General features: G+C 71.3%; 15 protein-coding genes. 6 read left to right on the forward strand and 9 right to left on the reverse strand.

Translation table 11 applies throughout. The features are described 5' to 3' along the window. The first annotated feature begins 3 nt into the window (after positions 1-3). From ACIPSJ_RS43070 to ACIPSJ_RS43080, 3 genes are all read left to right on the forward strand, one after another. Positions 4-2,373 carry an MMPL family transporter gene (locus ACIPSJ_RS43070; RefSeq protein WP_401354340.1) on the forward strand — a complete coding sequence of 790 codons (2,370 nt, stop codon included), beginning with the start codon at positions 4-6 and terminating at the stop codon, positions 2,371-2,373. Between the two features lie 217 nt (positions 2,374-2,590). Then, positions 2,591-4,336 carry an esterase gene (locus ACIPSJ_RS43075; protein ID WP_401354343.1) on the forward strand — a complete coding sequence of 582 codons (1,746 nt, stop codon included), beginning with the start codon at positions 2,591-2,593 and terminating at the stop codon, positions 4,334-4,336. A gap of 191 nt (positions 4,337-4,527) precedes the next feature. Beyond that, the gene (locus ACIPSJ_RS43080; protein WP_401354345.1) at positions 4,528-5,379 is read left to right on the forward strand and encodes a MarR family transcriptional regulator; all 852 of its coding nucleotides are present in this window, start codon (positions 4,528-4,530) and stop codon (positions 5,377-5,379) included. Between the two features lie 47 nt (positions 5,380-5,426). Here the strand turns inward: ACIPSJ_RS43080 and ACIPSJ_RS43085 are convergent, their stop codons facing one another. Together ACIPSJ_RS43085 and ACIPSJ_RS43090 are read right to left on the reverse strand one after the other, a co-directional pair. After that, positions 5,427-5,888, reverse strand: a complete 462-nt coding sequence (locus ACIPSJ_RS43085) for a pyridoxamine 5'-phosphate oxidase family protein (RefSeq protein WP_401354347.1) — start codon at positions 5,886-5,888, stop codon at positions 5,427-5,429. A gap of 248 nt (positions 5,889-6,136) precedes the next feature. Next, on the reverse strand, positions 6,137-8,890 hold the full coding sequence (locus ACIPSJ_RS43090; protein ID WP_401354350.1) for a lectin: 2,754 nt from the start codon (positions 8,888-8,890) through the stop codon (positions 6,137-6,139). Positions 8,891-9,210: 320 nt separating this feature from the next. On the opposite strand from ACIPSJ_RS43090, the gene ACIPSJ_RS43095 reads away from it, so the two are divergent. Further along, positions 9,211-10,698, forward strand: a complete 1,488-nt coding sequence (locus tag ACIPSJ_RS43095) for an FGGY-family carbohydrate kinase (protein ID WP_401354352.1) — start codon at positions 9,211-9,213, stop codon at positions 10,696-10,698. 78 nt (positions 10,699-10,776) lie between these two features. On the opposite strand, the gene ACIPSJ_RS43100 is transcribed toward ACIPSJ_RS43095, so the two are convergent. From ACIPSJ_RS43100 to ACIPSJ_RS43125, 6 genes are all read right to left on the reverse strand, one after another. Next, positions 10,777-11,913 (reverse strand): DUF3103 family protein, encoded by a 1,137-nt coding sequence (locus tag ACIPSJ_RS43100; protein ID WP_401354355.1) that lies wholly within the window; start codon positions 11,911-11,913, stop codon positions 10,777-10,779. 92 nt (positions 11,914-12,005) lie between these two features. Further along, positions 12,006-12,734 (reverse strand): FadR/GntR family transcriptional regulator, encoded by a 729-nt coding sequence (locus tag ACIPSJ_RS43105; RefSeq protein ID WP_401354357.1) that lies wholly within the window; start codon positions 12,732-12,734, stop codon positions 12,006-12,008. A 150-nt stretch (positions 12,735-12,884) separates the two neighbouring features. Next, positions 12,885-13,787: a carbohydrate ABC transporter permease gene (locus tag ACIPSJ_RS43110; protein WP_401354360.1), complete on the reverse strand. Its 903-nt coding sequence runs from the start codon at positions 13,785-13,787 to the stop codon at positions 12,885-12,887. Continuing rightward, positions 13,784-14,770 carry a carbohydrate ABC transporter permease gene (locus ACIPSJ_RS43115; protein WP_401354851.1) on the reverse strand — a complete coding sequence of 329 codons (987 nt, stop codon included), beginning with the start codon at positions 14,768-14,770 and terminating at the stop codon, positions 13,784-13,786. The genes ACIPSJ_RS43110 and ACIPSJ_RS43115 overlap by 4 nt, the downstream gene beginning before the upstream one ends. A gap of 201 nt (positions 14,771-14,971) precedes the next feature. Beyond that, a complete protein-coding gene (locus tag ACIPSJ_RS43120; RefSeq protein WP_401354362.1) occupies positions 14,972-16,216 on the reverse strand; it encodes an extracellular solute-binding protein in 1,245 nt (414 codons plus the stop codon). A 281-nt stretch (positions 16,217-16,497) separates the two neighbouring features. Beyond that, a complete protein-coding gene (locus ACIPSJ_RS43125) occupies positions 16,498-17,559 on the reverse strand; it encodes a LacI family DNA-binding transcriptional regulator (protein WP_401354364.1) in 1,062 nt (353 codons plus the stop codon). 122 nt (positions 17,560-17,681) lie between these two features. Here ACIPSJ_RS43125 and ACIPSJ_RS43130 point away from each other — a divergent pair, with 122 nt between their 5' ends. Next, positions 17,682-19,805, forward strand: coding sequence for a glycogen debranching N-terminal domain-containing protein (locus ACIPSJ_RS43130; protein ID WP_401354367.1), 2,124 nt, complete (start codon positions 17,682-17,684; stop codon positions 19,803-19,805). A gap of 404 nt (positions 19,806-20,209) precedes the next feature. Here ACIPSJ_RS43130 and ACIPSJ_RS43135 read toward each other — a convergent pair whose 3' ends face one another. Then, positions 20,210-21,403 (reverse strand): acyl-CoA dehydrogenase family protein, encoded by a 1,194-nt coding sequence (locus ACIPSJ_RS43135; RefSeq protein WP_401354369.1) that lies wholly within the window; start codon positions 21,401-21,403, stop codon positions 20,210-20,212. 286 nt (positions 21,404-21,689) lie between these two features. Here ACIPSJ_RS43135 and ACIPSJ_RS43140 point away from each other — a divergent pair, with 286 nt between their 5' ends. Continuing rightward, on the forward strand, positions 21,690-22,361 hold the full coding sequence (locus ACIPSJ_RS43140; RefSeq protein WP_401354371.1) for a DUF4097 family beta strand repeat-containing protein: 672 nt from the start codon (positions 21,690-21,692) through the stop codon (positions 22,359-22,361). Positions 22,362-22,464 lie beyond the last annotated feature (103 nt).

Below are 22,464 nucleotides of genomic sequence, written 5' to 3' on the forward strand. Positions count from 1 at the left end.
CGCATGTCCGTGCTGCTATACCGGCTGGGAAGGCTCGCCTACGGCAGGCCCTGGTACTTCATCGGGGGCTGGCTGACCGTGATCGCCGTGGTCCTGGGGGTGCTCGCGACCAGCCCGGTCCGGCTGAGCAACGACGTACGCATCGACGGCACCCCGGCCCAGAAGGTCATCGACGATCTGGCCAGGTCCCTGCCGGAAGCGTCCGGGGGCCAGGGAATGCTGGTCTTCGAGCCCGCCGACGGCGCCCGGATCGACGACCGCCGCGTCCAGGCCGCCCTCCTGGCGGCCGTGGATTCCGTCTACCGCCATGACCATGTGATCGACGTCCGGAAGGCTCTCGCCGCGGAGGCGGCCAAGGGCGCGAAAAGCCCTCTTCTGCGGGCCCAGCGGGCAGTGGCCGGGGCGGCGGGAGGGCCGGCGTCCGGCAAGGCCCCCGTGCCCCTGACCGTGCAGGGTCGGGCAGTGCCCGGAGTCGCCGTCTCCGCGGACGGAAGGACGGCCCTGATGCAGTTCCAGTTCGACGAGCAGACCTACGAACTGCCTTCCGGGACCATCGACAGCACCGTCGCGGCCGCCGAGCGGCAGGCCGCGCGCGGTGGTCTGCGGGTCCTGCCGTCGGCTTCGATGATGGAGATCCCGGAGATCATCGGGGCCGGAGAGATCGTCGGCGTCGGCGTCGCCGCCGTCGTCCTGCTCATCACCCTCGGGTCGATCGCCGCGGCGGGCCTGCCTCTGGTCATAGCCCTGATCGGGGTCGTGGTGGGCGTCGGCGGCGCCTTCACCCTCTCCACCGTCTTCGAGATCCACTCACTCGCCGCGGTCCTCGCACTGATGCTGGGACTGGCCGTCGGTATCGATTACGCCCTGTTCATCATCAGCCGGGAGCGCCGGCTGATCCTCGAACACGGCCTGGATCCGCACGAAGCGACCGGCCGCGCCATCGGCACCGCGGGCAGCGCGGTGTTCTTCGCCGGCAGCACCGTCATCATCGCCCTCGCCGGACTTCTGGTCGTCGGGATCACCCTGCTCAGCACGATGGCGATCGTCGCGGCCGCCACGATCGCGGTCGCCGTCCTGTTGGTCCTGACCCTGCTGCCGGCGCTGTTGGGGCTGGTCAAGCAGCGTATCTGTCCCTCTCGGGTACGACGCCGGGCGCAGCGGCGATCGTCCGAGGAAGCCGCCGACGCCGCCCCTCGGACCCGGACGGCCCGTTGGGGAGCACGTCTGGTCCGCCACCGGTGGCCGGCGCTGGCGGCGGCGTTCCTCGTCCCCGCGGTCCTGGCGGTCCCCGCCACCGACATGAGGATGGGGCTGCCTTCCGGGGCCAGCTACAACACCGGCACCGCTCAGCGCCAGAGCTACGAGCTCGTCAGTGACGCGTTCGGCCCCGGCTACAACGGCCCGCTCATGATCGCCGTCGACTCCTCCGTCGCAGGGCGCCCGCTGTCTCCGGGCACGCTCGCCACGATCGCCTCCGCACTGCGCGACACCGACGGCGCGACCTCGGTGTCACTCGCCGGGATGAACGGCTCCGGCACCACGGCCGTCCTCACGCTCGTCCCGCACAGCGGTCCGAACGACGAAGCGACCAAGGCCCTCGTCACGGCCGTACGGGACAGGAGCGCCCGGATCGGCGAGAGCACCGGGACCGTTCTGGGCATCACCGGCTTCACCGCGCTCGCGATCGACGTCTCCGACCGGCTCGCCGACGTCCTGCCCCTCTACGTGGCGACCGTCCTGGGACTCTCCCTGATCGTCCTGCTTCTGGTCTTCCGCTCCCTCCTGGTCCCCGTGACGGCCACGCTCGGCTTCCTGCTGACCATCGGCGCCACCTTCGGCCTCACCACGGCCGTCTTCCAGTGGGGCCGGCTGCAGAGCCTCATCGGACTGGACGCCACCGCACCCGTCGTCAGTCTGCTGCCGATCATCGTGACGGGTGTTCTGTACGGGCTCGCCATGGACTACCAGATGTTCCTGGTCACCTCGATGCGCGAGGCACACCTCCACGGGGCCACGCCGTCCGACGCCACCGTCACCGGCTTCGCGCGGGCCGGAACCGTGGTCGTCGCCGCGGCCACCATCATGGTCTCGGTCTTCGCCGGGTTCGTCTTCAACGCCCAGCCCATGATCAAGCAGGCCGGATTCGCCCTGGCCGCGGGCATCCTCATCGACGCCTTCGTCATCCGCATGACCTTCATCCCGGCCACGATGGCCCTGGCCGGAGAGCGGGCCTGGTGGATCCCCGGCCCGCTCGATCGGCTACTGCCCGACCTGGACGTCGAGGGCGACAAACTCGCCCAGAAGATCCCGTACCCCGAACCCTCCGCACAGGCACCGCATCTCACAGCCCAGGAGGTCGACATGACCGGCTGACGCCAGGGCGGGCCGTGGACATCCTCGGCCCGCCCAGCGAGAGCCGGGACAAGCTTCTAACAAAATCATCATCTAAATTGTTAACAATCATGCGGCGCCTCGCCTACAGTCGGGGACTCGGACGAGCCGCACAGCCGGACCTGCCCCCGGCGCCGCCCGGGCGGTGCGCAGGCACAGCTGTGATCCACATAACCCCGCTGCACAAGGAGGTCCACGGGTGGAGATCAACCGCAGAACCGTTGTCCGAGGCGCCGCGGCCATAGCCGCGTTCGGCATCGCCGAGGGCACGGCAGGCGCGGCTGTCGCCGACACCTCGTCGTCGAGCAGTTCGTCGAGCGCGTCCTCGGCGTACTCGCTGGAGTTCGATTCCACCGCCTGGTCGTACGACGCGACCAACGACGTGTACTACCAGATCGGGAAGGTGTACGTCACCGCCCCGGCCGCGACGGACATCGAGAGCCTGTCGATCTACGTGCCGGGCGCGTACCTGAGGGCCACGGCGAACAGCGACGGGACCACGTACACCGCGACGGTCGACCCGAAGGGCACCGTCGGCGAGTACTCGGGCCGCACGGCGCCGATCGTGATCCCCGTCAACACCCCCGGCTACGCCGCGCAGAAGCCTGCCACGTCGTACAACTACAGCAGCGTGTCGCAGTATCTGCAGGCCGGGCACATCTACGTGTGGCCGGGCCTGCGCGGCCGGGACACCTCGACCAGCACCCGCTCCGACGCGGCCCCCTGGGGCGTGACCGACCTCAAGGCCGCGGTCCGCTTCCTCCGGTACAACCGGGGCGTGCTGCCCGGAAGCACGGACGACATCGTCCTGTTCGGCATGAGCGGCGGCGGCGCCCAGGACACCGTGGCGGGCGCGTCCGGCGACAGTCCCCTGTACCACCCCTACCTGCGCACGATCGGCGCGGCGATGGAGGACGCCAAGGGCCGCCCCCTCAGCGACGCGGTCGCCGGCGTCATGGCGTGGTGCCCGATCACCAGCCTGCACGAGGCCAACCTGTCCTACGAGTGGAACATGGGCCAGTTCGCCTCGACCGGCACGCGCGCGTCCGGCACCTGGACCAGCGCCTACTCGGCGGACCTCGCGAAGGCCTGGCCCGCGTACGTCAACCGGCTGGGGCTGCGCGACGAGCACGGCAGGCACCTGAAGCTGACCGAGTCCGGCGACGGCATCCACCTGGCCGGCAGTTACTACGACCACCTGATCGAGGTGATCACCACCTCGCTGAACAACTTCCTGTCCGACAACACCTTCCCGTACACCATCACCACGATGGGCGGCCCGCCCGGATCGGGCCAGACGGGATCCTCCACCACGTACGAGACGGTCGGCGACTACATCGCCTACCTCAACACCGACAGCACCTGGGTCACCTACGACGCCACGACCAACACCGCCACGGTGTCCGGTCTGGCGGGCTTCGCCAAGAGCCAGAAGAACGCGAACAAGCCGGTCGGCGCGTTCGACGGGTACTCCCGCGGGCAGACCGAGAACGGTGTCTTCGCCATGGGGCTGAACGCCCCGGCGCACTTCGCGCCGCTCACCCGTGACGTCATCAAGGCGAACGAGTCGACGTACGCCACGTACTCCGACTGGGACTCCGGCTACGGCTCCTCGGCATACGACAGCGACTTCGCCAAGAAGGACAGCGTCGGCAAGGACATGGCCTGGCGGGCCGACGCGTACAACCCCCTGTACTTCCTCTCGCCCGCCTTCGACGGCTACCGCCGCTCGCAGCCGGCGCGCCACTGGCGCATCCGCACCGGCATCATGCAGGGCGACACCGCCAATACCACCGAGATCAACATCGCGCTGGCCCTGCGGAACTACGGCATCCGCGACGTCGACTTCGCCACCGTCTGGGCCCAGGGCCACACCCAGGCCGAGCGCACCGGCGACTCGACGACCAACTTCATCACCTGGGTGGCGACGGTCACCAAGAAGTAGCCCCCACCCGTCCGGACAACCCGGGCGCCTGACCGACGAACCCCGGTCAGGCGCCCGGCCTCGCCATGCTCCGGATGCTCCCCGACGGTCGCGGCCGGGACGCTCTCACGTCGTCGAGCCACTTCCGGCCGCCGATGAGTTTCGGTGTGCCGGACGGTCCGAGTCGGCACACCGGACAAAGGGAGAACCCGATGGACAAGACACGCTCGCGTCCGACGACTCACATCGCCCGTCGCATGTTCGAGCTCCTGGAGCCGATCTGCCTGGTCACGTTCCTCGCCGACGAGTGCAACGAGGAACTGGCCGCACTCGGCCACCGCACCTACTGGGACGGCTACTTCGCCAGCCGTGCCGCGCCGCTGGGGCGGGTACCGGCGCAGGTCGTGCACGCGGCCTTCTACAACTTCGCCGACGGGGAAGCCGCACGGCACATCCCCAGCGCCTGGGAGACGATTGCGCCCGAGGCCTCCGTCGCCGCGCGGGAGCGGGGCAGCGCGGCCTCCCTGCGGCGCATCCTCGGCGACGAACTGGCCGGCTCCCCGGGCCTGGTGCGCGCCGCCGACCTGACCACCAAGGCCGCGACGAGCGCCCCCACCGAAGGCCGGGTCATGTACGCGGGGATGCGCACCCTCGCGGTGCCGGGCGACCCGGTCGCCCGGCTGTGGCATTCCGCCACCATGCTGCGCGAGCACCGCGGCGACGGGCACATCGCCGCTCTCGTCGGCGCGCGGATCGGCGGCACGGAGGCCCACGTGCTCTCCGCGCTGCGGCAGGGCATCCACCCGCCGGAGTCGTTCGGACGCATCCATCACCTGCCGAAGGAGCGCCTGGCCGCGGTCATGGACGGCATGCGCGAACGCGGACTCATCGACACCGAGGGCCACTTCACCGACGCCGGCCGCGCGACCGGACAACGCGTCGAGACCCTCACCGACGAACTCGCCACCCCGCCCTACGACGCCCTGTCCCCCGCCGAACTCGACGAACTGATCACCGAACTCGAACCCATCACCGCGACCCTGGTGGCCACCGGCTCGCGGTGACACACGGAAACGGCCGCGGCTTGCGTGCCGTCGGCGCGGTACCGCCGTCAGTCCAGCCAGGTTCCGTCGCGCATGATGACTCTCCCGCGCAGCTCCGGCTCGCCGCGCCATGCGCGCACGGTGCTCGGGAGCACGCGTACGTAGACGAAGGAGCCCTCCTCCGCGCGTGGGTCCCAGCCGAACTTGTCGGCGAAGGCCGCCGCCGCGGCTGCGGGGACCTCCTGGTCCGGGAAGCACTCGGCGTCGCCCTGGAGCAGCACCACGTCGAAGGTGTCCGGGAGGGCCAGGCGCACCCGCGGCTCCGTGCGGAGGTTCCGCACCGTCACCGAGGTGGCGCCGGTGCACAGCCACACCGCCCGCCCGTCCCAGAGGAACCACAGCGGCACCTGGTGCGGCCCGTGATCGGGGTGGGCCGTCGACAGCCATACGTCCCGCTCGGTGACGAGCCGCTCCAGCGCGTCGCGTATCCGTTCCGGCGCCGGGCGACGGACGATTCCCGTGGTCTCCATGACGACCGACCCTAGCCAGGCGGCGCGCGGCGCGCCTGAGGCGCGGGACCTACTCCCGGCGACCTACGAACCCGTCGGCCGCCGCCGTCGAAGGTCCAGGAGCCGGTGCCGGTGGGGCCGTCCTTGACGGATCCGGCAGCAGGCTCGCTCGGCTGTGGAAGGTTCTGTAGGTTCCCGTGGGTCCCGGCCGCCTCGCTCCGGGCCCACGGGAACCCTCCGGCGGGGGCGTCCACTCCCCCGCCGACGGCTCAGCTCGGCAGTTTCCAGTTCTGGGCCGCCGTGCCGTTGCAGGTGTACAGCTGGAGCTGGGTGCCGTTCGTGGTGGAGGAGTTGGGGTCGTCGAGGCACAGGTTCGACTGGGGGTTGACGAGGGATCCGTTGACGCCGGCGGTCCACTGCTGGGCGCCGGTGCCGTTGCAGGTCCACAGCTGGATCAGTGTGCCGTTGGTGGTCCCGCTGTGGTCGGCGTCCAGGCATTTGCCGAGGGCGCGGATCGTTCCGTCGCCGGCGACGATCCAGTCCTGGGCGTAGGTGTTGTTGCAGCCCCAGATCTGGACATGGGTGCCGTCGGCGGTGCCGGAGGACGCGTCGTCGGCGCACAGGGTGGCGGCGACCGCGGAGGTGAGCGGACCGATCCGGGGCGAGGCCGGTGCCGTGGTGTCCCCCGCGTACGAGGGCGGTGCCGCGCCGGCCGCCGTCGCCCATGAGGTGTTGGCGGTGGTGCCCAGGGTGAAGTCCAGTGTGCCGCCGGCCGTGATCGCCGTGGTGGGGGCGTAGGCGTTGTTCCACGCCGTGCCGTTCCACGCGGCCGACTGGACGTAGGGCGCGTTGTCGGCGGCGCCGTTGCCGTTGACCGTGAGTGTCCTGCCCGAGGGGAGGGTGACCACGGCCTGGGTGAACAGCGGTGAGCCGAGGGCGAGATCGGAGGTTCCGGGTGTCTCGGGGAACATGCCGAGCGCCGACCACACGTACCAGGCGCTCATCGCGCCGAGGTCGTCGTTGCCGTCGGCGAGGCCGCCCGGGGTGTTCGACCAGATCTGGTCCTGGATCGCCCGGACGGTGCCCTGCGTCTTGTAGGGCTGGCCCGTGTAGTCGTACTCCCAGGGCAGTTCGATGCTCGGTTCGTTGCCGACCCAGGCGTAGCCGTTCGCGCCGGTGTAGCTGCGCAGCACGATGTCCAGGTAGTGGCTCATCGCGGTGTTGCCGCCCTTGGCGTGCGCCAGGCCGCCGATGTCGAAGGGGACCATTCCGGTGTAGATCCACGAGTCGGCCTCGACCATGTCGGTGCCGCTGGTGGGATCGAAGCCGCCGGTCCATGAGCCGTTGGCATTGCGGGGCTCCACGAATCCGGAGGCGGGGTTGAGCACGTTGCGCCAGTCCTGCGCGCGGTTGGCGTAGGTCTTCTGGTTCGCGGTGTCGCCGAGCGCCCCGGCCAGCGCGGAGATCGCGAAGTCGGCCGTGTCGTACTCCAGGGTGGTGGCCACCGGGCCGTAGAAGTTGCAGCAGCCGTAGCTGCCGTCGTGCGGCATGTATCCGGGCGAGTTGAGATAGGCGAGGCCGGGGCGGTCGTTGTTGGCCGTGCTCGCCTGCTTGACCATGTCGGCCAGGGCGGTCGCGGTGTCGAAGTCGCGGGCGCCGAAGGCGTAGTAGTCGGCGAGGATGGCGTCCGCCGGGTCGCCGACCATGACGTACGACTCGCCGTTGTTCTCGGACCACTTGGGGAAGATCCCGGTCTGCGTGTAGTCGTCGACCATCGACTGCGCGGTGTCCGAGGCGACCTGGGGGGCGACCAGGGCTTCGAGCTGGGCCTGCGAGCGGTAGATGTCCCAGCCGGAGTAGTTCGCGTAGACGGCGCTGTGGCCGGCGTCCACGGTGTGGGTCCTGCCGTCGAAGCCGTAGTACCGGCCGTCGGTGTCACTGATCACGTTCGGGTGCAGCAGCGAGTGGTAGAGCGCGGTGTAGAAGGTCTGCTGCTGGGCGGCCGTCCCGCCGGCGATCTGCACCTTGCCGAGCGCGCTGTTCCACGCGTTCTGCGCGGCGGTGCGGGTCGCGTCGAAGTCCCAACCGGTGTTCTCCGCGCTCCGGTTGGCGACGGCGCCCGCGACCGAGACGTAGGAGATGCCGACCTTGGCCTGGACGACCGGGTTGGACGTGGTGTTGAAGGTGACGTAGCCGTTCGAGGCGGCGGCAGCGGGGGCGGCGGAGGCGCTGGGGCTCCTGCCGTGCAGCACGGGCGCGTTGGGCTTCTCGGCGGCGTTCTTCGACGCCTTGGCCGACGGCGAGGAGGCGGCGCTCGACGCCTTGGCGACCGAGCTGCCCTGTGCGGCGAACGGCTGGTCGAAGACCATGTCGAAGTAGACGGTGTAGGTGTTCGCGGCGCCGCAGAAGCGGCCGCTGGTCACCTGTCCGCTCACCTCGGTGCTCGACACCTTGGTGAACTGCGTGGAACTGGCGCCGTTCTGACTGCCCGTCAACTTGAAGATCAGGTTGGCCTGGCTGGTCGAGGGGAAGGTGAAGCGGGCCATGCCGCTGCGGGTCGTGGTGGTCAGCTCGGTGGTCACCTGGTTGTTCAGCGCGACCTTGTACGACCCGGCGGACGCCGATTCGTCCGCGTGCGAGAACGCGTCCGTGGCGCCGGTGTTCACGGCTCCCACCGTGGGCAGCACCGGTATGTCACCGGCCGCGCCGCAACCGGGTCCGGCGATGTGGGTCAGGCTGAAACCGGTGATCGACGAGTCGTTGTACTCGTAGCCCCCGCCGTCGGGACGCGACGGTGTGTCCGGGCTCCACTGCACCATGCCGAACGGGACATCGGCGCCCGGGAAGTCGTCGGCCTGGTTCGACGTCCCGATGAACGGATTGACCAGCGTGGCCGGTGAGGTGACGAGCGCGGCCTTCCCGGCCGCCCAGGCGGGGGTGCACAGCCCGGCCGCGGCGAGCGCCGCGGCCGCGAGGAGACCGATCGCCATGGTTCCGGGCGGTCTCGACAGTCGTGTGATCACGGGGTTTGCTCCTCTACTCGGAAGTGGAGGTCCGACAACGTTGTCCCGGCGTCGAGGACGCGAACCCGGGTGATGGACGACGCGCCCGGATGTCTTGATCACCAAAGACTGACAACGTTGTCCAACCGTGGAGACGAGGTGCCTGAGATACGAACGCTTCGATGGGACCCCGGGCCGCGGACACCCGGGGAGCAGAGCGGGAACTGTGGGTGAAGCTAGCCACAGGGCAGGGGCATGTCAACGACTGCCGCAACCTCGTCCGCGGTACAGATGTGAGCGACAACCCACGGTGGCGCACCCGGCGCCGAAGGAGGCAGCACATGATCGATGTCGTCTTCGGAGTTGACGTCGGCACCTCCAGCACCAAGGGCGTGGTGGTGGACACCGCCGGCCGCATCCTGGGCGAGGCCGTACGCGGTCACGTGGTCGACCGCCCCCGGCCGGGGCATGTGGAGATGGACGCGCGGGCGTGGTGGGACGAGTTCGTCTCGCTCGCGGCCGAACTGCTCGACCGCGAGGACATCGCCGTCCGGGCCGTCGGCGTCAGCGGCATGGGCCCGTGCACCCTCCTGGTCGACGACGCGGGAGATCCGGTGCGTCCGGCGGTGCTGTACGGCGTGGACACCCGCGCCGAGGAGCAGATCGCGCGGCTGAACCGGGAGTTGGGGCCGGAGACGATCTTCCTCAGGTGCGGGTCGGCCCTGTCGTCGCAGGCCGTCGGGCCGAAACTCGCCTGGATCCGCGAGCGGGAGCCCGAGGCGTGGGCCCGCGCCCGCCGCCTCCTCATGCCCGCCTCCTGGCTCGCCCACCGGCTGACCGGCGCGTACGTGCTGGACCTGCATTCCGCCAGCCAGTGCACCCCGCTGTTCGACATCCACGAGCAGCGCTGGATCCCCGAATGGGCCGAGTGCGTCGCCCCCGGCATCGAACTCCCCCCGCTGCGCTGGCCGGGCGAGGAGGCCGGGCGAGTGAACGCGCCCGTCGCGGGCATCCCGGCCGGGACGCCGGTCATCGTGGGGACGATCGACGCCTGGAGCGAGGCCGTCAGCGTCGGCGGCCACGGCGTCGGCGACCTGATGCTGATGTACGGCACCACGATGTTCCTGGTGAACACCGTCGACCGGCTCGTGACCAGCCCCTCGATGTGGGCCACGGTCGGCGCCCTGCCCGGCACCCGCTGCCTGGCCGGCGGCATGGCCACCTCCGGAGCCGTCACCGACTGGCTGGGCCGTCTCTTCGGCGGCGTCGGCCCCGGCACGCTGTTCGACGAGGCGGCCGGCTCGCCCCCGGGTGCGAACGGCCTGGTGATGCTGCCGTACTTCGCCGGGGAGCGCACCCCCGTCATGGACCCGGACGCCCGGGGTGTGATCGCCGGCCTGACGCTGGGTCACACCCGGGGCGATCTGATGCGGGCGGCGCTGGAGGCCACCGCCCACGGTGTCCGGCACAACGTCGAGACGATGCTCGCGGCCGGTGCCGACATCCGGCGGATCGTCGCGGTCGGCGGCGGCACCCGGGGCGGGCTGTGGCCCCAGATCGTCAGCGATGTCACCGGTCTCGAACAGATCGTCGCCCGCACGACGATCGGCGCGAGCTACGGTGCCGCCTTCCTAGCGGCCGGACTGATCGGCCGGCCGGACATCACGGTCTGGAATCCGGCCGAATCCGTGGTCCGGCCGGATCCCGCCACCTCGGAGGTCCACGACCGCCGGTTCACCCAGTACCGGGACCTGTACGAGAGCACCGCGGCGATCACCCACGCCCTGGCCCACGACCAGCGCACCGGCCCCGCGGAAGGCTCCCCGTGACACCCCCTGCGCCGTGGTGCCGGGGCATGCGGACGGTCCGCCGCGGGGTCTGGAACCCCTCGTCCGGAACCCCCTCGCCTAGAACTCCTCGACGAAGTAGGGCTCGACGGTCATCCAGCCGTTGCCCGAGGCCCCGTTCAGCCGGCCCGAGGAATTCCGGGCGAGGGTGTACCAGGACTCCACGTAGTCGGGGTCGTCGGTGAACCAGCTGTCGGGGATCGCGCTCAGGACCGCGTTCACCAGCGGGATGTAGGCGCCCTGGTCGGTCACGGTGAGCAGCGCCGTGGTGATCGCCTGCGCCAGCGCACGGTAGTTGGTGCCGTCGTCGTCCTCCATCATGACGACGTCGGCCAGGTTGTACTTGTAGTTCGACCAGTTGACCAGGATCTGGTTCGGGTAGTAGACGGTCCCGTCGTAGTCCAGGTAGGGCATGTCCACCGAGTCGACGCGCGCCGTGCCGTCCTGGCCGAAACCGGTCACCAGGGAGAACATCTCGGCGGCGCCCTTGAACCAGGGCTCCTGGTCGTCGTTGACCTCGACGGCCGTGACCTTGGTCGCCCACCAGCCCGCCGCGCTCGCAGAGTTCACAAGCGGGGTCAGGCCCTTGTCGGCGAAGGCCTTCCGCAGCACCTTCAGACCGGCCCGGTGCGCCTTGGTGACGTCGATGTCCAGGATGTACAGCGGGCGGTCGGGGACGCGGGCGGTGTCCACGGAGTGGGCACGGCCCTGGCGGTCGTACGCCGTGATGCTCCTGGCGTCGTCGTCGGCCGCGGCGACGGCGATCCAGGGGGTGACGTCGGCGTTCAGGTGCGACCGCATGGACGGTGCGGCCAGCCGTACGCGCAGCAGCGATCCGGTCGAGGCGGGCAGGCCCTTGAGGCCCGCGATACGGCGGTCCGCGGCCGAGACGGAGGCGAACAGGTTCCTGCCCTCCGCGGCGGCGGTGCTGCCCGTCAGTGCCTGAAGGTCCACGTCCCCGGTGCCGAGCGCGGCGGCGCGGACCTGCTCGCGCCACCGCGGGTCGGCCAGCGAGGCGGACAGCGCCCGTGCGATCTCCTGCTCGGCCGACCGCACCGGAGACCGCCCGAACGGTGTGACCTGGTCCCCCGCGTCCCGTACGGGCGCGGCGATCGCGGGCTGGACGGTGCCGCCGATGACCGCCGACAGCATCACGCCGATGAGGAGGCCGCGTCTCTTCCTTGATCTGCTCACCATGCTCCTTGTGGTTCGACACTGGGGTTTGGCATAGTCATGACAAGACAGTCATGACAAGACAGGAATCGGGTCGAGGGCGCCGGGAAGCCCCGCTACCGGGAGCTGTCGGCGGCCGCCCGCCCGCGCGGACGGCCCAGCGAACCGAGCATGATCTTCTCGGTGCCGGCCAGGTACGTCTCCGCAGCGCGCCGGGCCGCGTCGGCGTCCTTGTCGACGACGGCGCGGACCACCGGCGCGAGCCGGTCCGCCGCGTGCGCCGCGTCCTCGAACGGCGCGCGCAGTGCGGCCCGTACCGGAAGGTAGGCGTTGAACAGCGTGTTCGTGAGGAGCAGATAGACCCGGTTCCCGGTGGCCCGCGCCAGTTCGCGATGCACTTCCACGTCGGCGAGCTGGACCGCGTCCGCGTCCGGGCCGTCCGCGACCTGGCGCAGCAGGTGTTCCAGCCGCCGGGCCTGGCGTTGCGTGCGCCGGTCGGCCGCGCGGCCGGCGATCAGGGTGCCGATCTGGCGCCGTACCTCGAAGACCTCCCGCAGCCACGTGGGGTCCTGCGCGGCCAGCATCGGGAGCAGGTCGGCGCCGCCGACCCGCAGGTAGTCCAGGATGCGGGTGCCGATGCCGTGCCGGGTGCTGAGCAGTCCCGCCTGTTCCAGCCGGGTCAGCGCGTGCTTCAACGTCGTGCGGGTGACCCCGTACCCGGCGGCCAGTTCCCGCTCGGGGGGCAGCAGGGATCCGGGCTCGTGCGTGCCGCTCAGGATGTCGTCACGCAGCCGTGCTTCCAGCAGGTCGACCACGGTTCGGCGCGGAATGCTCTCGACGGCCACGGAGGGTCTCCCAGGCTTCGGTGAGTGGTTCGGCTGCTTCACTGGTCCAGTGGCTGAGCCACCGGACCAGTGAAGCAGCCCCCGACCATCGCGTCAATTGCCTGCTGAGGAGCAGTAGTTGGGCCTGGATGTGTGCGTCGGCGCGCCGGTCTACTCCTTGACGGCCCCGGCGTTGGCGCCCTGGACGAAGTAACGCTGGAAGCAGAAGAAGAGTGCGGCGACGGGGAGGGTCGCCAGCAGGGCCGCCGCCAGTTTGAGGGGGTACTGGGTGCCGCCGCCGAGGCCGCCGGAGACGAGGCGGGCGAGGCCCGTGGTGAGGGTCTCGTACTGGCTCGACTGGGTGGCCACGAGGAAGTGGGTGAACTCGTTCCACGAGCCCTGGAAGGACAGGATGGTCAGGGTGAGCAGGGCGGGCCGGGCCATGGGCAGGACGACGGACCAGAAGGTGCGCAGGATGCCGGCGCCGTCGACGCGTGCGGCCTCCTCCACTTCCCTGGGGATGGACTCGAAGAACTGCTTCATGATGAAGACGCCGGCCGCGTCCACCATGAGCGGCAGGATCATGCCGGTGTAGGTGTCGAAGAGCCCGAAGGTGTTGAGCACCAGGAAGCGCGGGATCAGCAGGGCCACGTTCGGCACCGCCAGCACGGCGAGGACGAAGCCGAACAGCAGGGTGCGGCCGGGGAAGCGCAGCCGGGCCAGCGCGTAGCCGGCCATCGAGTCGAACAGGACGCGTGCGGCGGTGACCACGACGGCGACGAAGGCCGAGTTGCCGAGCCAGCGCAGGAAGGGGACGCCGTCGTCCGCCTGGCCCAGGCCGAACAGGCGTTGGTAGGCGGCTGTCGTGGGGGTGGTGGGGAGCAGGCCGAGGGGGTGGGCGGCCGCGTCCGGGTCGGTTTTGAAGCCGGTGACCAGCTGGATCAGGAACGGCACGAGGTACAGGAGGCCGAGCGCGGCCACGGCCGTGTAGCCGAGGACGCGCAGCGGCAGGGCGAAGCGGCCGAGCACGGGGCGTCCCTGCGACCGGGCGGCGGCCTGGGTGTCGGCGCTCATCGGGTCCTCCGGGTGCGGGGGCCGCGCTCCCGGAAGAGGAAGCGCTGTACGGCGGTCATGGTCAGGATCAGCGTGAGCAGGATGAAGGCGATGGCCGCGCCCTGCCCGAAGTCGGCGTCGTCGAAGGCGGAGGAGTAGGAGAGGAAGGCCGGGGTGAGGGTGGTGTTGCCGGGGGCGCCCTGGCTCATGACGTAGACCTGGTCGAAGACCTGCCAGGTGCCGATCAGGCCGAGGGTGAGGACGAGGAAGAGCACCGGCCGCAGCGCGGGCAGGGTCACATGACGGAGCATCTGGGAGCGGCTGACGCCCTCGATGGCGGCGGCTTCCTCCAGCTCGCGCGGGATGTCCTGGAGGGCGGCGAGGAAGATCAGCATGAAGGTGCCGGAGGTGGTCCACACGGCGAGCAGGATGATCGTGCACATCGCGACGGACGGTCCGGACAGCCACTCGAACCAGGACAGCCCCATGAAGGAGTGGTCGGCGAGGGCGCCCGTGGGGTGGTTCGTGTCGACGACGCCGAGGCCGCCGAGGACGAGGGAGAGCACGCCCCGGGGGTCGTTGAACCAGTTCGGGCCCTTGATCCCGATCCAGGAGAGCGCGGTGTTGACGGCGCCGCTGCCCTGGAACAGGAAGAGGAAGACCGTGGAGACCGCGATCGAGCTGGTGACCGAGGGGAAGAAGAACGCGGTGCGCAGGGCGCCGCGGCCGCGCAGCATCCGCTGGTTGACGATGAGCGCCAGGGCCAGCGCGAGGATCGTCTGCAGCGGCACGGTCAGCAGGACGTAGTAGAGGTTGTTGCGCAGGGAGGTCGCGAAGAGGGTGCGGTCGAGGCCGGGGCGGGTGAGCAGGGCGCGGTAGTTGTCGAGTCCGACGAAGTCCGCCTGGCCGCCGAAGGGGTTGGACTGGCCGTCCCAGTGCAGCAGGCTCACCCACAGGGCCATCAGGGTCGGCAGCACCAGGAACAGCCCGAGGATGATCACCATGGGGCTGACGAAGAGCCAGCCCCAGGCTCCTTCGGCGCGGCGCCCCACGCGCGGGGCGTGCGGGGCGCGGGGCGCCGCGGCCGGGACCGTCCCGCCGGGCGTGTCAGGTGCGCCCGGCGGGACGGCCGTTCGGGGACCCCCGCCCGCGCGGGAGCGCACGGCCGGGCGGGGGGTCGGTGAGGTGCGGGGGAACATGGCGGCTCAGTCGCCCTTCGTGAGGGCCTGTTCGCCGTTGCTCTGCAGGTCGGCGAGGATCTTCTTCGGGTCACCGGTGGCCAGTGCGGCGAGGTCGGTGTTGAACTGGGTGAGCACCTTGTCGAATCCGGCGACGGTCACCGGGCCCTGCGCGTAACCGGTGGCGTCGGCCCACGCCTTGGCGGACGGGTACTTCTTCGCGTACTCGGCGAGGGCGCTGGTGCGGGAGGGCATCACGCCGAAGGCGTCCGCGTTCTTCAGCATCTGCGTGCCGGTGGTGAGGTACTTGACCAGGTCGACGGCCGCCTCGCGGTGGGCGCTGTCCTGGGCGACGCCCCAGCACTGGCTGAAGGCGAGGGTGCCCTGGCCGGCCGGTCCGGCGGGCAGCGGGACCACGGTGTACTTCACGTCCGGGTAGTCGGCCTTCATGCCGCCGGTGAGCCAGTTGCCCTCGATCGTCATGGCGGCCTTGCCCTTGCCGAGGGCCTCGCCGCCCCAGTTGGTGTCGACCTGGTTGGCGTACTTGAGGGAGCCGGCCTTCAGCAGCGACCGCACGTACTCCAGGGCCTTGGTGTTCTGCGTGCTGTCGGCGGTCATCTTGCTCTGGGCGCTGTCGGTGATCCAGCCGCCGGCCTCTCTCATGAAGGCCCCGAGGCGCGCGTACTCGCCGTTGACGACCAGCCCGGTGACATCGCCCTCGGTCAGTCTGGCGGCGACGGTCTTCAGCTGGGCCCAGGTGGTCGGGTAGTCCCGCGCGGTCAGCCCGGCCTTCTTCCACAGGTCCGCGTTGACGGCCAGGGCCAGGGTGGAGGTGTCCTTGGGCAGGCACACCAGCTTCCCGTCCCGGGTGAAGGAGGCGCGCAGCTGGGCGGAGAAGTCGTCGGCGTCCTTGATCTGGTCGCCGTACGGGTAGAGGGAGCCGCCCTGGGCGTAGTTGGCGAACTGGCTGGAGTCGACGTAGAAGGCGTCCGGCGGCTTGTGCCCGGCGAAGGACTGGGCGAGCTGCTGGTTGATGTCCTTGGCGACGTCCACGGTGACCGTGTTGCCGGACTGCTCGGCGTACGCGGCCGCCGCCTCCTTCACGGCCTTCGTCTCCGCGTCCCCCGAGGAGGCTATGAGCACCGTGAGGTGCTGCCGGGAGCTGGTGTCCTGCGCGGTCTTCTTGTCGTTGTCGAAGTTCGACGAGCAGCCTGTGGCGGCCAGCAGCGCCGCACAGGTGGCGAGGGCCGCGACGGCCGAACGGTTGGGCATTGCTTCCTCCGAGGGTGACGGGGTGGTACCTGCGGCTCCTCCCGGGCACACGAAGGCGTGGGCCCGGGGTGTGGGGATGGAGGAGGAGAAACGTTTCGGAAGGTGGCACCGGCCGGGCGGCGGAACGGCACGGCCCACCGGAGGGGGTCTGCGCGCCGGCCGGTACGGACCGGCCCACCGCACGGGGTCTGCGCGCCGGCCGGTACGGACCGGCCCACCGCACGGGGTCTGCGCGCCGGCCCTTACGGACCGGCCCTACGGACCGGGTCCGCGCGCCGGCTCTACGTGCCGGCCGACGGGGAGGCCGTGGCGCTGTCGCGCACGATCAGGGACGGCTCCAGCAGGAGCCGCTCGGGCGGTGCCTCGGGAGTGGCGATCCGCGCCAGCAGCAGCCGTACGCACTCCCGGCCGACGTCCTCCAGCGGCTGGGCGACGGAGGTCAGCGCGGGCGAGAGGATCTCGGCGGTCGGCGAGTCGTCGAAGCCGACGACAGCCACGTCACGGCCGGGTACGGCGCCGCGTTCGCGCAGTGTCTGGTAGCAGCCGAGCGCCAGCATGTCGCTCGCCGCGACCACCGCGGTCGCGCCCCCGTCCAGGAGCGGTTTCACGGCGGCCCGGGCCGCGTCGATCTCGTTCACGCTCTGCGCGCGGCGCCCGCGGGTCGGCAGTCCGTGCCGGCGCATGGCCCGCGACCATCCCTCGGCACGGTCGTCGCCGGCGCCGGAGGTACCGCGTCCCCAGCCCAGGAAGGCGATCTTCCGGTGCCCGAGCGCGACCAGGTGCTCGACCGCCGCGTCCGTGCCCGAGGCGCCGTCGACGTCGACCCAGTCCCCGACGGGCCGCCCGGACCACATCCGGCCGAACCCGACGAACGGCACGTCCCGTTGGGCCAGCCACGCCTGTCGCGGGTCACCCCGCTCGGTGCCGCTGAGCACGAAGCCGTCGACCTCGTGCTGGGCCAGCAGCTCCTCGTAGCCCTCCAGGCTCGGGCCGCCGGTCGGGGAGGCGAAGAGCAGGATCCGGTAGCCGGCCTCGTCGGCCGCCTCGGACAGCGCGTGCAGGAACCGGTCCATGACCGCGCCCGCGGTGCCGGGCGGGGTGGGCTGGATGCCGTAGCCGATCAGCTTGCTGGATCCGCTGCGCAGTGTCTGTGCGGCGCGGCTGGGCCGGTAGCCCATCTCGTCGATCACGCGGCGGACCCGCTCCAGGGTCTCGGGCCGCAGCATGCCGGGCGAGTTGATGGCGTTCGACACGGTCTGCGACGAGACACCGGCCCGCCGGGCGACCATCGCGAGGGTCACCGGGCCGCCCTTGGCCGAGGGGGTGTTGCTGGAGCGGGGCATGCGGCTCTCCGACAGGACGAGGACGTGAGGACTTCGTTTTAGCGTTCCAAAACCCATTGCCATGACCCTGAAGAGTCACTTAGCTTTTTTGGAACGCTAAAACACTGAGAGGTTCTACTTCCTTGGACGCCACTGTCAAGACCCAGGACACCGACGGCTCGGTCACGGCACCCACGTCCCCGGCCGCGGGGTTGCAGCCGTTCCTACAGGACGCGGTCGTCACGCTGCACGCGCCGAGCCTCGTCATCTCGCGGGCGAGCGGGCAGGTCGCCGAGGGTGCGGACGGCTTCTATCACGGCGACCGCAGGGCACTGTCCCGGCTCGACGTCAGCGTCGAGGGCATCCGGCTGGCGCCCGTCGCGGGAGGCTTCCGAGGCGCGGATCGCGCGGAGTTCCGGTCCGTCCTGCGCGGCCTCGGCGAGCTGACCCCCGATCCGGCCGTCGCCCTGCACCGCCGCCGGGGCACGGCCGCCGGCCGGTACGAGGAGGTCCTGGAGGTCACCAACGCGGGCGGCGAGCACGTCCGTTGCCGGCTGACGGTGACCGCCGCCACGGACCTGGCCACCATGGAGCAGGTCAAGTCGGGGCAGGCCCTGGAGGCGACCCCGCCCCGGGACGCCGACGGCATCGGGCTGTCCTGGACCGGGGACGACTTCACCGTCCGGCTGGCCGGCGAGCCCGCGCCGGACACGCTCGAAGCGCCGGCGGGCCGGCTGTCGTACGACATCGACCTCCCGCCCGGTACGTCGTGGAGCGTGACGCTGACCTGCACGGCCCGCTACGCGGACGGCGACCAGTTCCCCGCTCCGCCCGCCGGTCGGCTGCCCTGGCGCGTCCCCGCGCTGCGCAGCACGGACCGCGGTTTCGACGCATGGCTGGCCCAGTCCCTCGGCGACCTGGACCGGCTGCGCCTGGCGGACCCGCGGTCACCGCACGCGGACCGCCCCGACCAGTTCCTGGCCGCCGGCGCCCCCTGGTTCCTGACCCTGTTCGGCCGGGACTCGCTGTGGGCCGCCCGGATGCTCCTCCCGCTCGGCACCGACCTGGCCGCCGGCACCCTGCGCACGCTCGCGCGCCGCCAGGGCACCGGCACCGATCCCGCGACCGAGGAACAGCCGGGCAAGATCCTGCACGAAGTCCGCCGCGGCACCCTCCAGCTCTCGGACCGGCGCTCGCTGCCGCCGGTGTACTACGGCACGGTGGACGCCACCGCGCTGTGGATCACGCTGCTCCACGACGCCTGGCGCTGGGGACTCGACCCGGCGCGGGTCGAGGAGTTGCTGCCGCACGCCGAGGCGGCCCTCGGCTGGCTCGGCGCCCAGGCGGAGGCCGGCGGCGACGGCTTCCTCAAGTACGTCGACCGGACCGGACAGGGCCTGACGAACCAGGGCTGGAAGGACTCCGACGACTCCATCCGCTACCGCGACGGCAGCCGCGCCCACGCGCCGATCGCGCTGTGCGAGGTCCAGGCGTACGCCTACGAAGCCGCCCGGGGCGGAGCGGCCCTGTTGCGCGCCTTCAGCCGTCCGGGCGCGGACGCCTGGGAGGAGTGGGCGGAGCGGCTCGCCGCCCGCTTCCGCGACCGCTTCTGGGTGACCGACGACCGGGGCCCGTACCCGGCGGTCGCGCTGGACGGCGACGGCAAGCCGGTCGACTCGGTCACCTCCGGCTTCGGCCACCTCCTGGGCACCGGTCTGCTGGACGCGCGGGAGAGCGCGCTGCTGGCGGCCCGGCTCGCGGCACCGGACCTCGACGCGGGCCACGGGCTGCGGACGCTGAGCAGCGACGCGGTCGGCTTCAACCCGTACGGGTACCACGTGGGCTCCATCTGGCCGCACGACACGGCGATCGCCGTGCACGGCCTGGTCAGAGCCGGTTTCCCGGACGTCGCCGGGTCGCTGGCGAACGGGCTGCTGACCGCGTCGGTGGCCTTCGACGCCCGGCTCCCCGAACTCTTCGCCGGCCACGGCAGCGAGGCCGGACCCGGGCCCGCCCCCTACCCGGCCTCCTGCCGCCCCCAGGCATGGGCCGCCGCTGCCTCGGTCCTCGTGCTCCAGGCCGCCCTCGGCCTGGACGCGGACGTCCCCGCGGGCACCGTCACCGTGGCCCCCACCTTCGCGGCCCGGTATGCCCCGCTCACCGTGGCGGGACTCCAAGTCGGCGGAGAGCGGCTGGACATCGCGCTCGCCGCCGACGGGACGGTGGACGTGACCGCGCCGGCGGGGCTGACCGTGGTCACGCGCTGACGGCGTCGCAGCCGCCCGGCATCGTCCGCATCGGCCGGGACCACGGTCCGCTGGCGTCCGCATCGGCCGGGACCCCGGATCCTGCGGTCCGGGGCCGGTCCGCCCGCCCGCCCTCGCTCGCCGTACTCCTCCGGGTACTCCCCCGGCGACCTCGGGTCGGGGTCGGCTTCCGGCTCGTACCGCCCTCCCCCGTGGTCCCGGTCGGGCGGCCGCGCCCCGCGGGGGACTTGCAGCCGGCGGCCGCGCGGCTGTCGGCGGCCCGCCGCGGCGCGGTTCCCGGCCGGTGGTTACCGGGCCGCCGGTCCACGGGCAGGGACGTCCGGCCGGTGCCGGTGCGGGCCGTCGGCCCTCCACGCGCCCTGATCCTGCGGGCGAGGCCCTTCGACGGCGTTCCCCGGGCGGCCTCAGAGGAACGGCGTCCCGGCGTCCAGCCCCGACAGCACCCTGCCGTAGAGCTCCAGATTGGCGGTGGGGTTGACGAACGAGTGCAGGCTCAGGGCGTTCAGGTCCCGCACGATCCGCTGCACGGGCACCTCGCGGTGCAGGGAGGAGGCGCCCGATGCGGACCCGATCAGGTCGGCGGCCTCCTTGCACAGCCGCACCAGATAGCCGCACTGCGCCCTCATCCGGGCGCGTTCCTGTGCCGTGTACGGCGTTCCGTCGGCCGCCCTGGACTCGATCAGCTCCACGAAGTCGGCGGTGAGCAGTTCCGCGGAGGAGACCTTCATCTCGGCCTCGGCGTACTGGAGATGGGTCACCGGCGCCTCGTGCTGGCGCTCGTAGAAGGTGTACGTGATGCCCCGCCGGTGGATGCGCTCGCCGAACTCGGTCAGGGCCGCCCGGGCCAGACCGAGGGCGTTCGCGGCCGTCCAGGCGCAGAACAGGAGCAGCACCGGCATCCGGTAGAAGGGGTCGGCGCCGTTGCGCCGGGACGGGAAGGCACCCGCCAGCAACGGCCCCAGCGGCAGCACGCGGTGGGCGGGCACGTGTACGTCCTGGGCGACGACGGTGTTGCTGCCGCTCCCGGCCAGGCCGGTGACGTTCCAGTCGTCCAGCACCTTCAGATCGCTCATGGGGACGGCCAGCCAGAGCATCTCCGGCGGGCCTCCCCCGGTGTCCCCGGTGTCGGACAGCGCCGTCAGCAGATGCCAGTCGGCGTCCTGACACCCGGTCGCGAAGGGGGAGTTGCCGCTCACCACGTACCCGCCGTCCACCGCGACGGCCTTCGCGCCCGGGATGAGCGTGCCGCCGACCCGGACGTCGGGACCGGTGAAGATCTCGTCCTGGGCCTCGTCGGGGAACAGGGCCGCGATGAACGCGCATCCGGCCTGGATCAACGCCATGAACCCGGCCGAGCCGCACGCGGCGGAGACCTCGCTCAGCGCGTCGACCTGGGTCCGTAACGAACTCTGGTAACCCCCGTAATGGCGGGGGACGTTCATGCGGTGGAGGCCGGCGCCGGCGAGGGCCTCGACGACCTCGCCCGTCACCCGCCGCCCCTGCTCCGCGCGCAGGGCGTGCGAGCGGATGAGCGGCTGGAGTTCACGTACCCGTGCGACGAGGTCGCTGTCCGGACGAGGTGCTGACGAACCGGCCAAGGGGCGACCTCCGGTCTCGGGCCACGGCGGAACCCTCACCGTCGCGCCGATCCGGAGGCCTGTCAACGGCCCCTCGCCCCTCGCACGACGGGTGGGTCGTAGCAATCACCCTCAGCTCATTGCAATGAAACAGGAGGGTGCGCGTTGCATTAGATTCACGCTCGTGCAACGAATTTCCGCATTTCACCTGCAGCGATGGCGATCTGACGCGACGAATCAATTGCTCAAACCATGAACGCAACGTAGCGTTTCCCATGTCAGAAACAACGAGACGAAGGAGCGCACCATGCAGAAGTTCGACACGCCCACCCCGGTCTCCGCGGTCCTCGACATCCCCGCGGGGCACATCCGGATCATCGCCGCCGACCGGGCCGACACCACGGTCGAGGTCCTGCCCTCGAACGCGGCCCGGAGCCGTGATGTGAAGGCGGCGGAGCGGATCGAGGTCGTCTACGGGGACGGCGTCCTGCGGATCACGGCCCCGGAGGCGAAGAACCGGATCCTCGGCGACTCCGGCTCCGTGGAGGTGACGGTCCAGTTGCCCACCGGGTCCCGGGTCGAGGCGAAGGCGGCCCTCGCGGAGCTGAGGGGTGTCGGCCGGCTCGGCGAGGTCGCCTTCGAGGGCGCGCAGGCCACCGTCAAGCTCGACGAGACCGCGGGCGCCCGTCTCACCGTCCAGGCCGGCGACATCACGGTGGGCCGCCTCGGCGGCGCCGCGGAGATCAGCACCCTGAAGGGCGACCTCACCGTCACCGAGGCCGTCCGGGGCACCGTCGCGCTGGACACCCGGCACGGCGACATCTCCGTCGGCGCCGCCCGCGGTGTCTCGGCCGCGCTGGACGCCGGTACCGGCCACGGCCGTATCGACAACGGCCTCAAGAACGCCGACGGCGCCGACGCGGCCCTGCGCATCACCGCGACCACCTCCTACGGCGACATCACCGCCCGCAGTCTGTGACGCGCGGCCGGGCAGGAGGGCCGGGGTGCGGCCGAGCCGGAGCGGCCAGTATGTGGATGGGAAAATCCAGTTCATCAGTCCGCAAATCGATCACTGGATCGGT

Source organism: Streptomyces sp. NPDC090088, from assembly GCF_044747345.1.
Classification (GTDB): domain Bacteria; phylum Actinomycetota; class Actinomycetes; order Streptomycetales; family Streptomycetaceae; genus Streptomyces.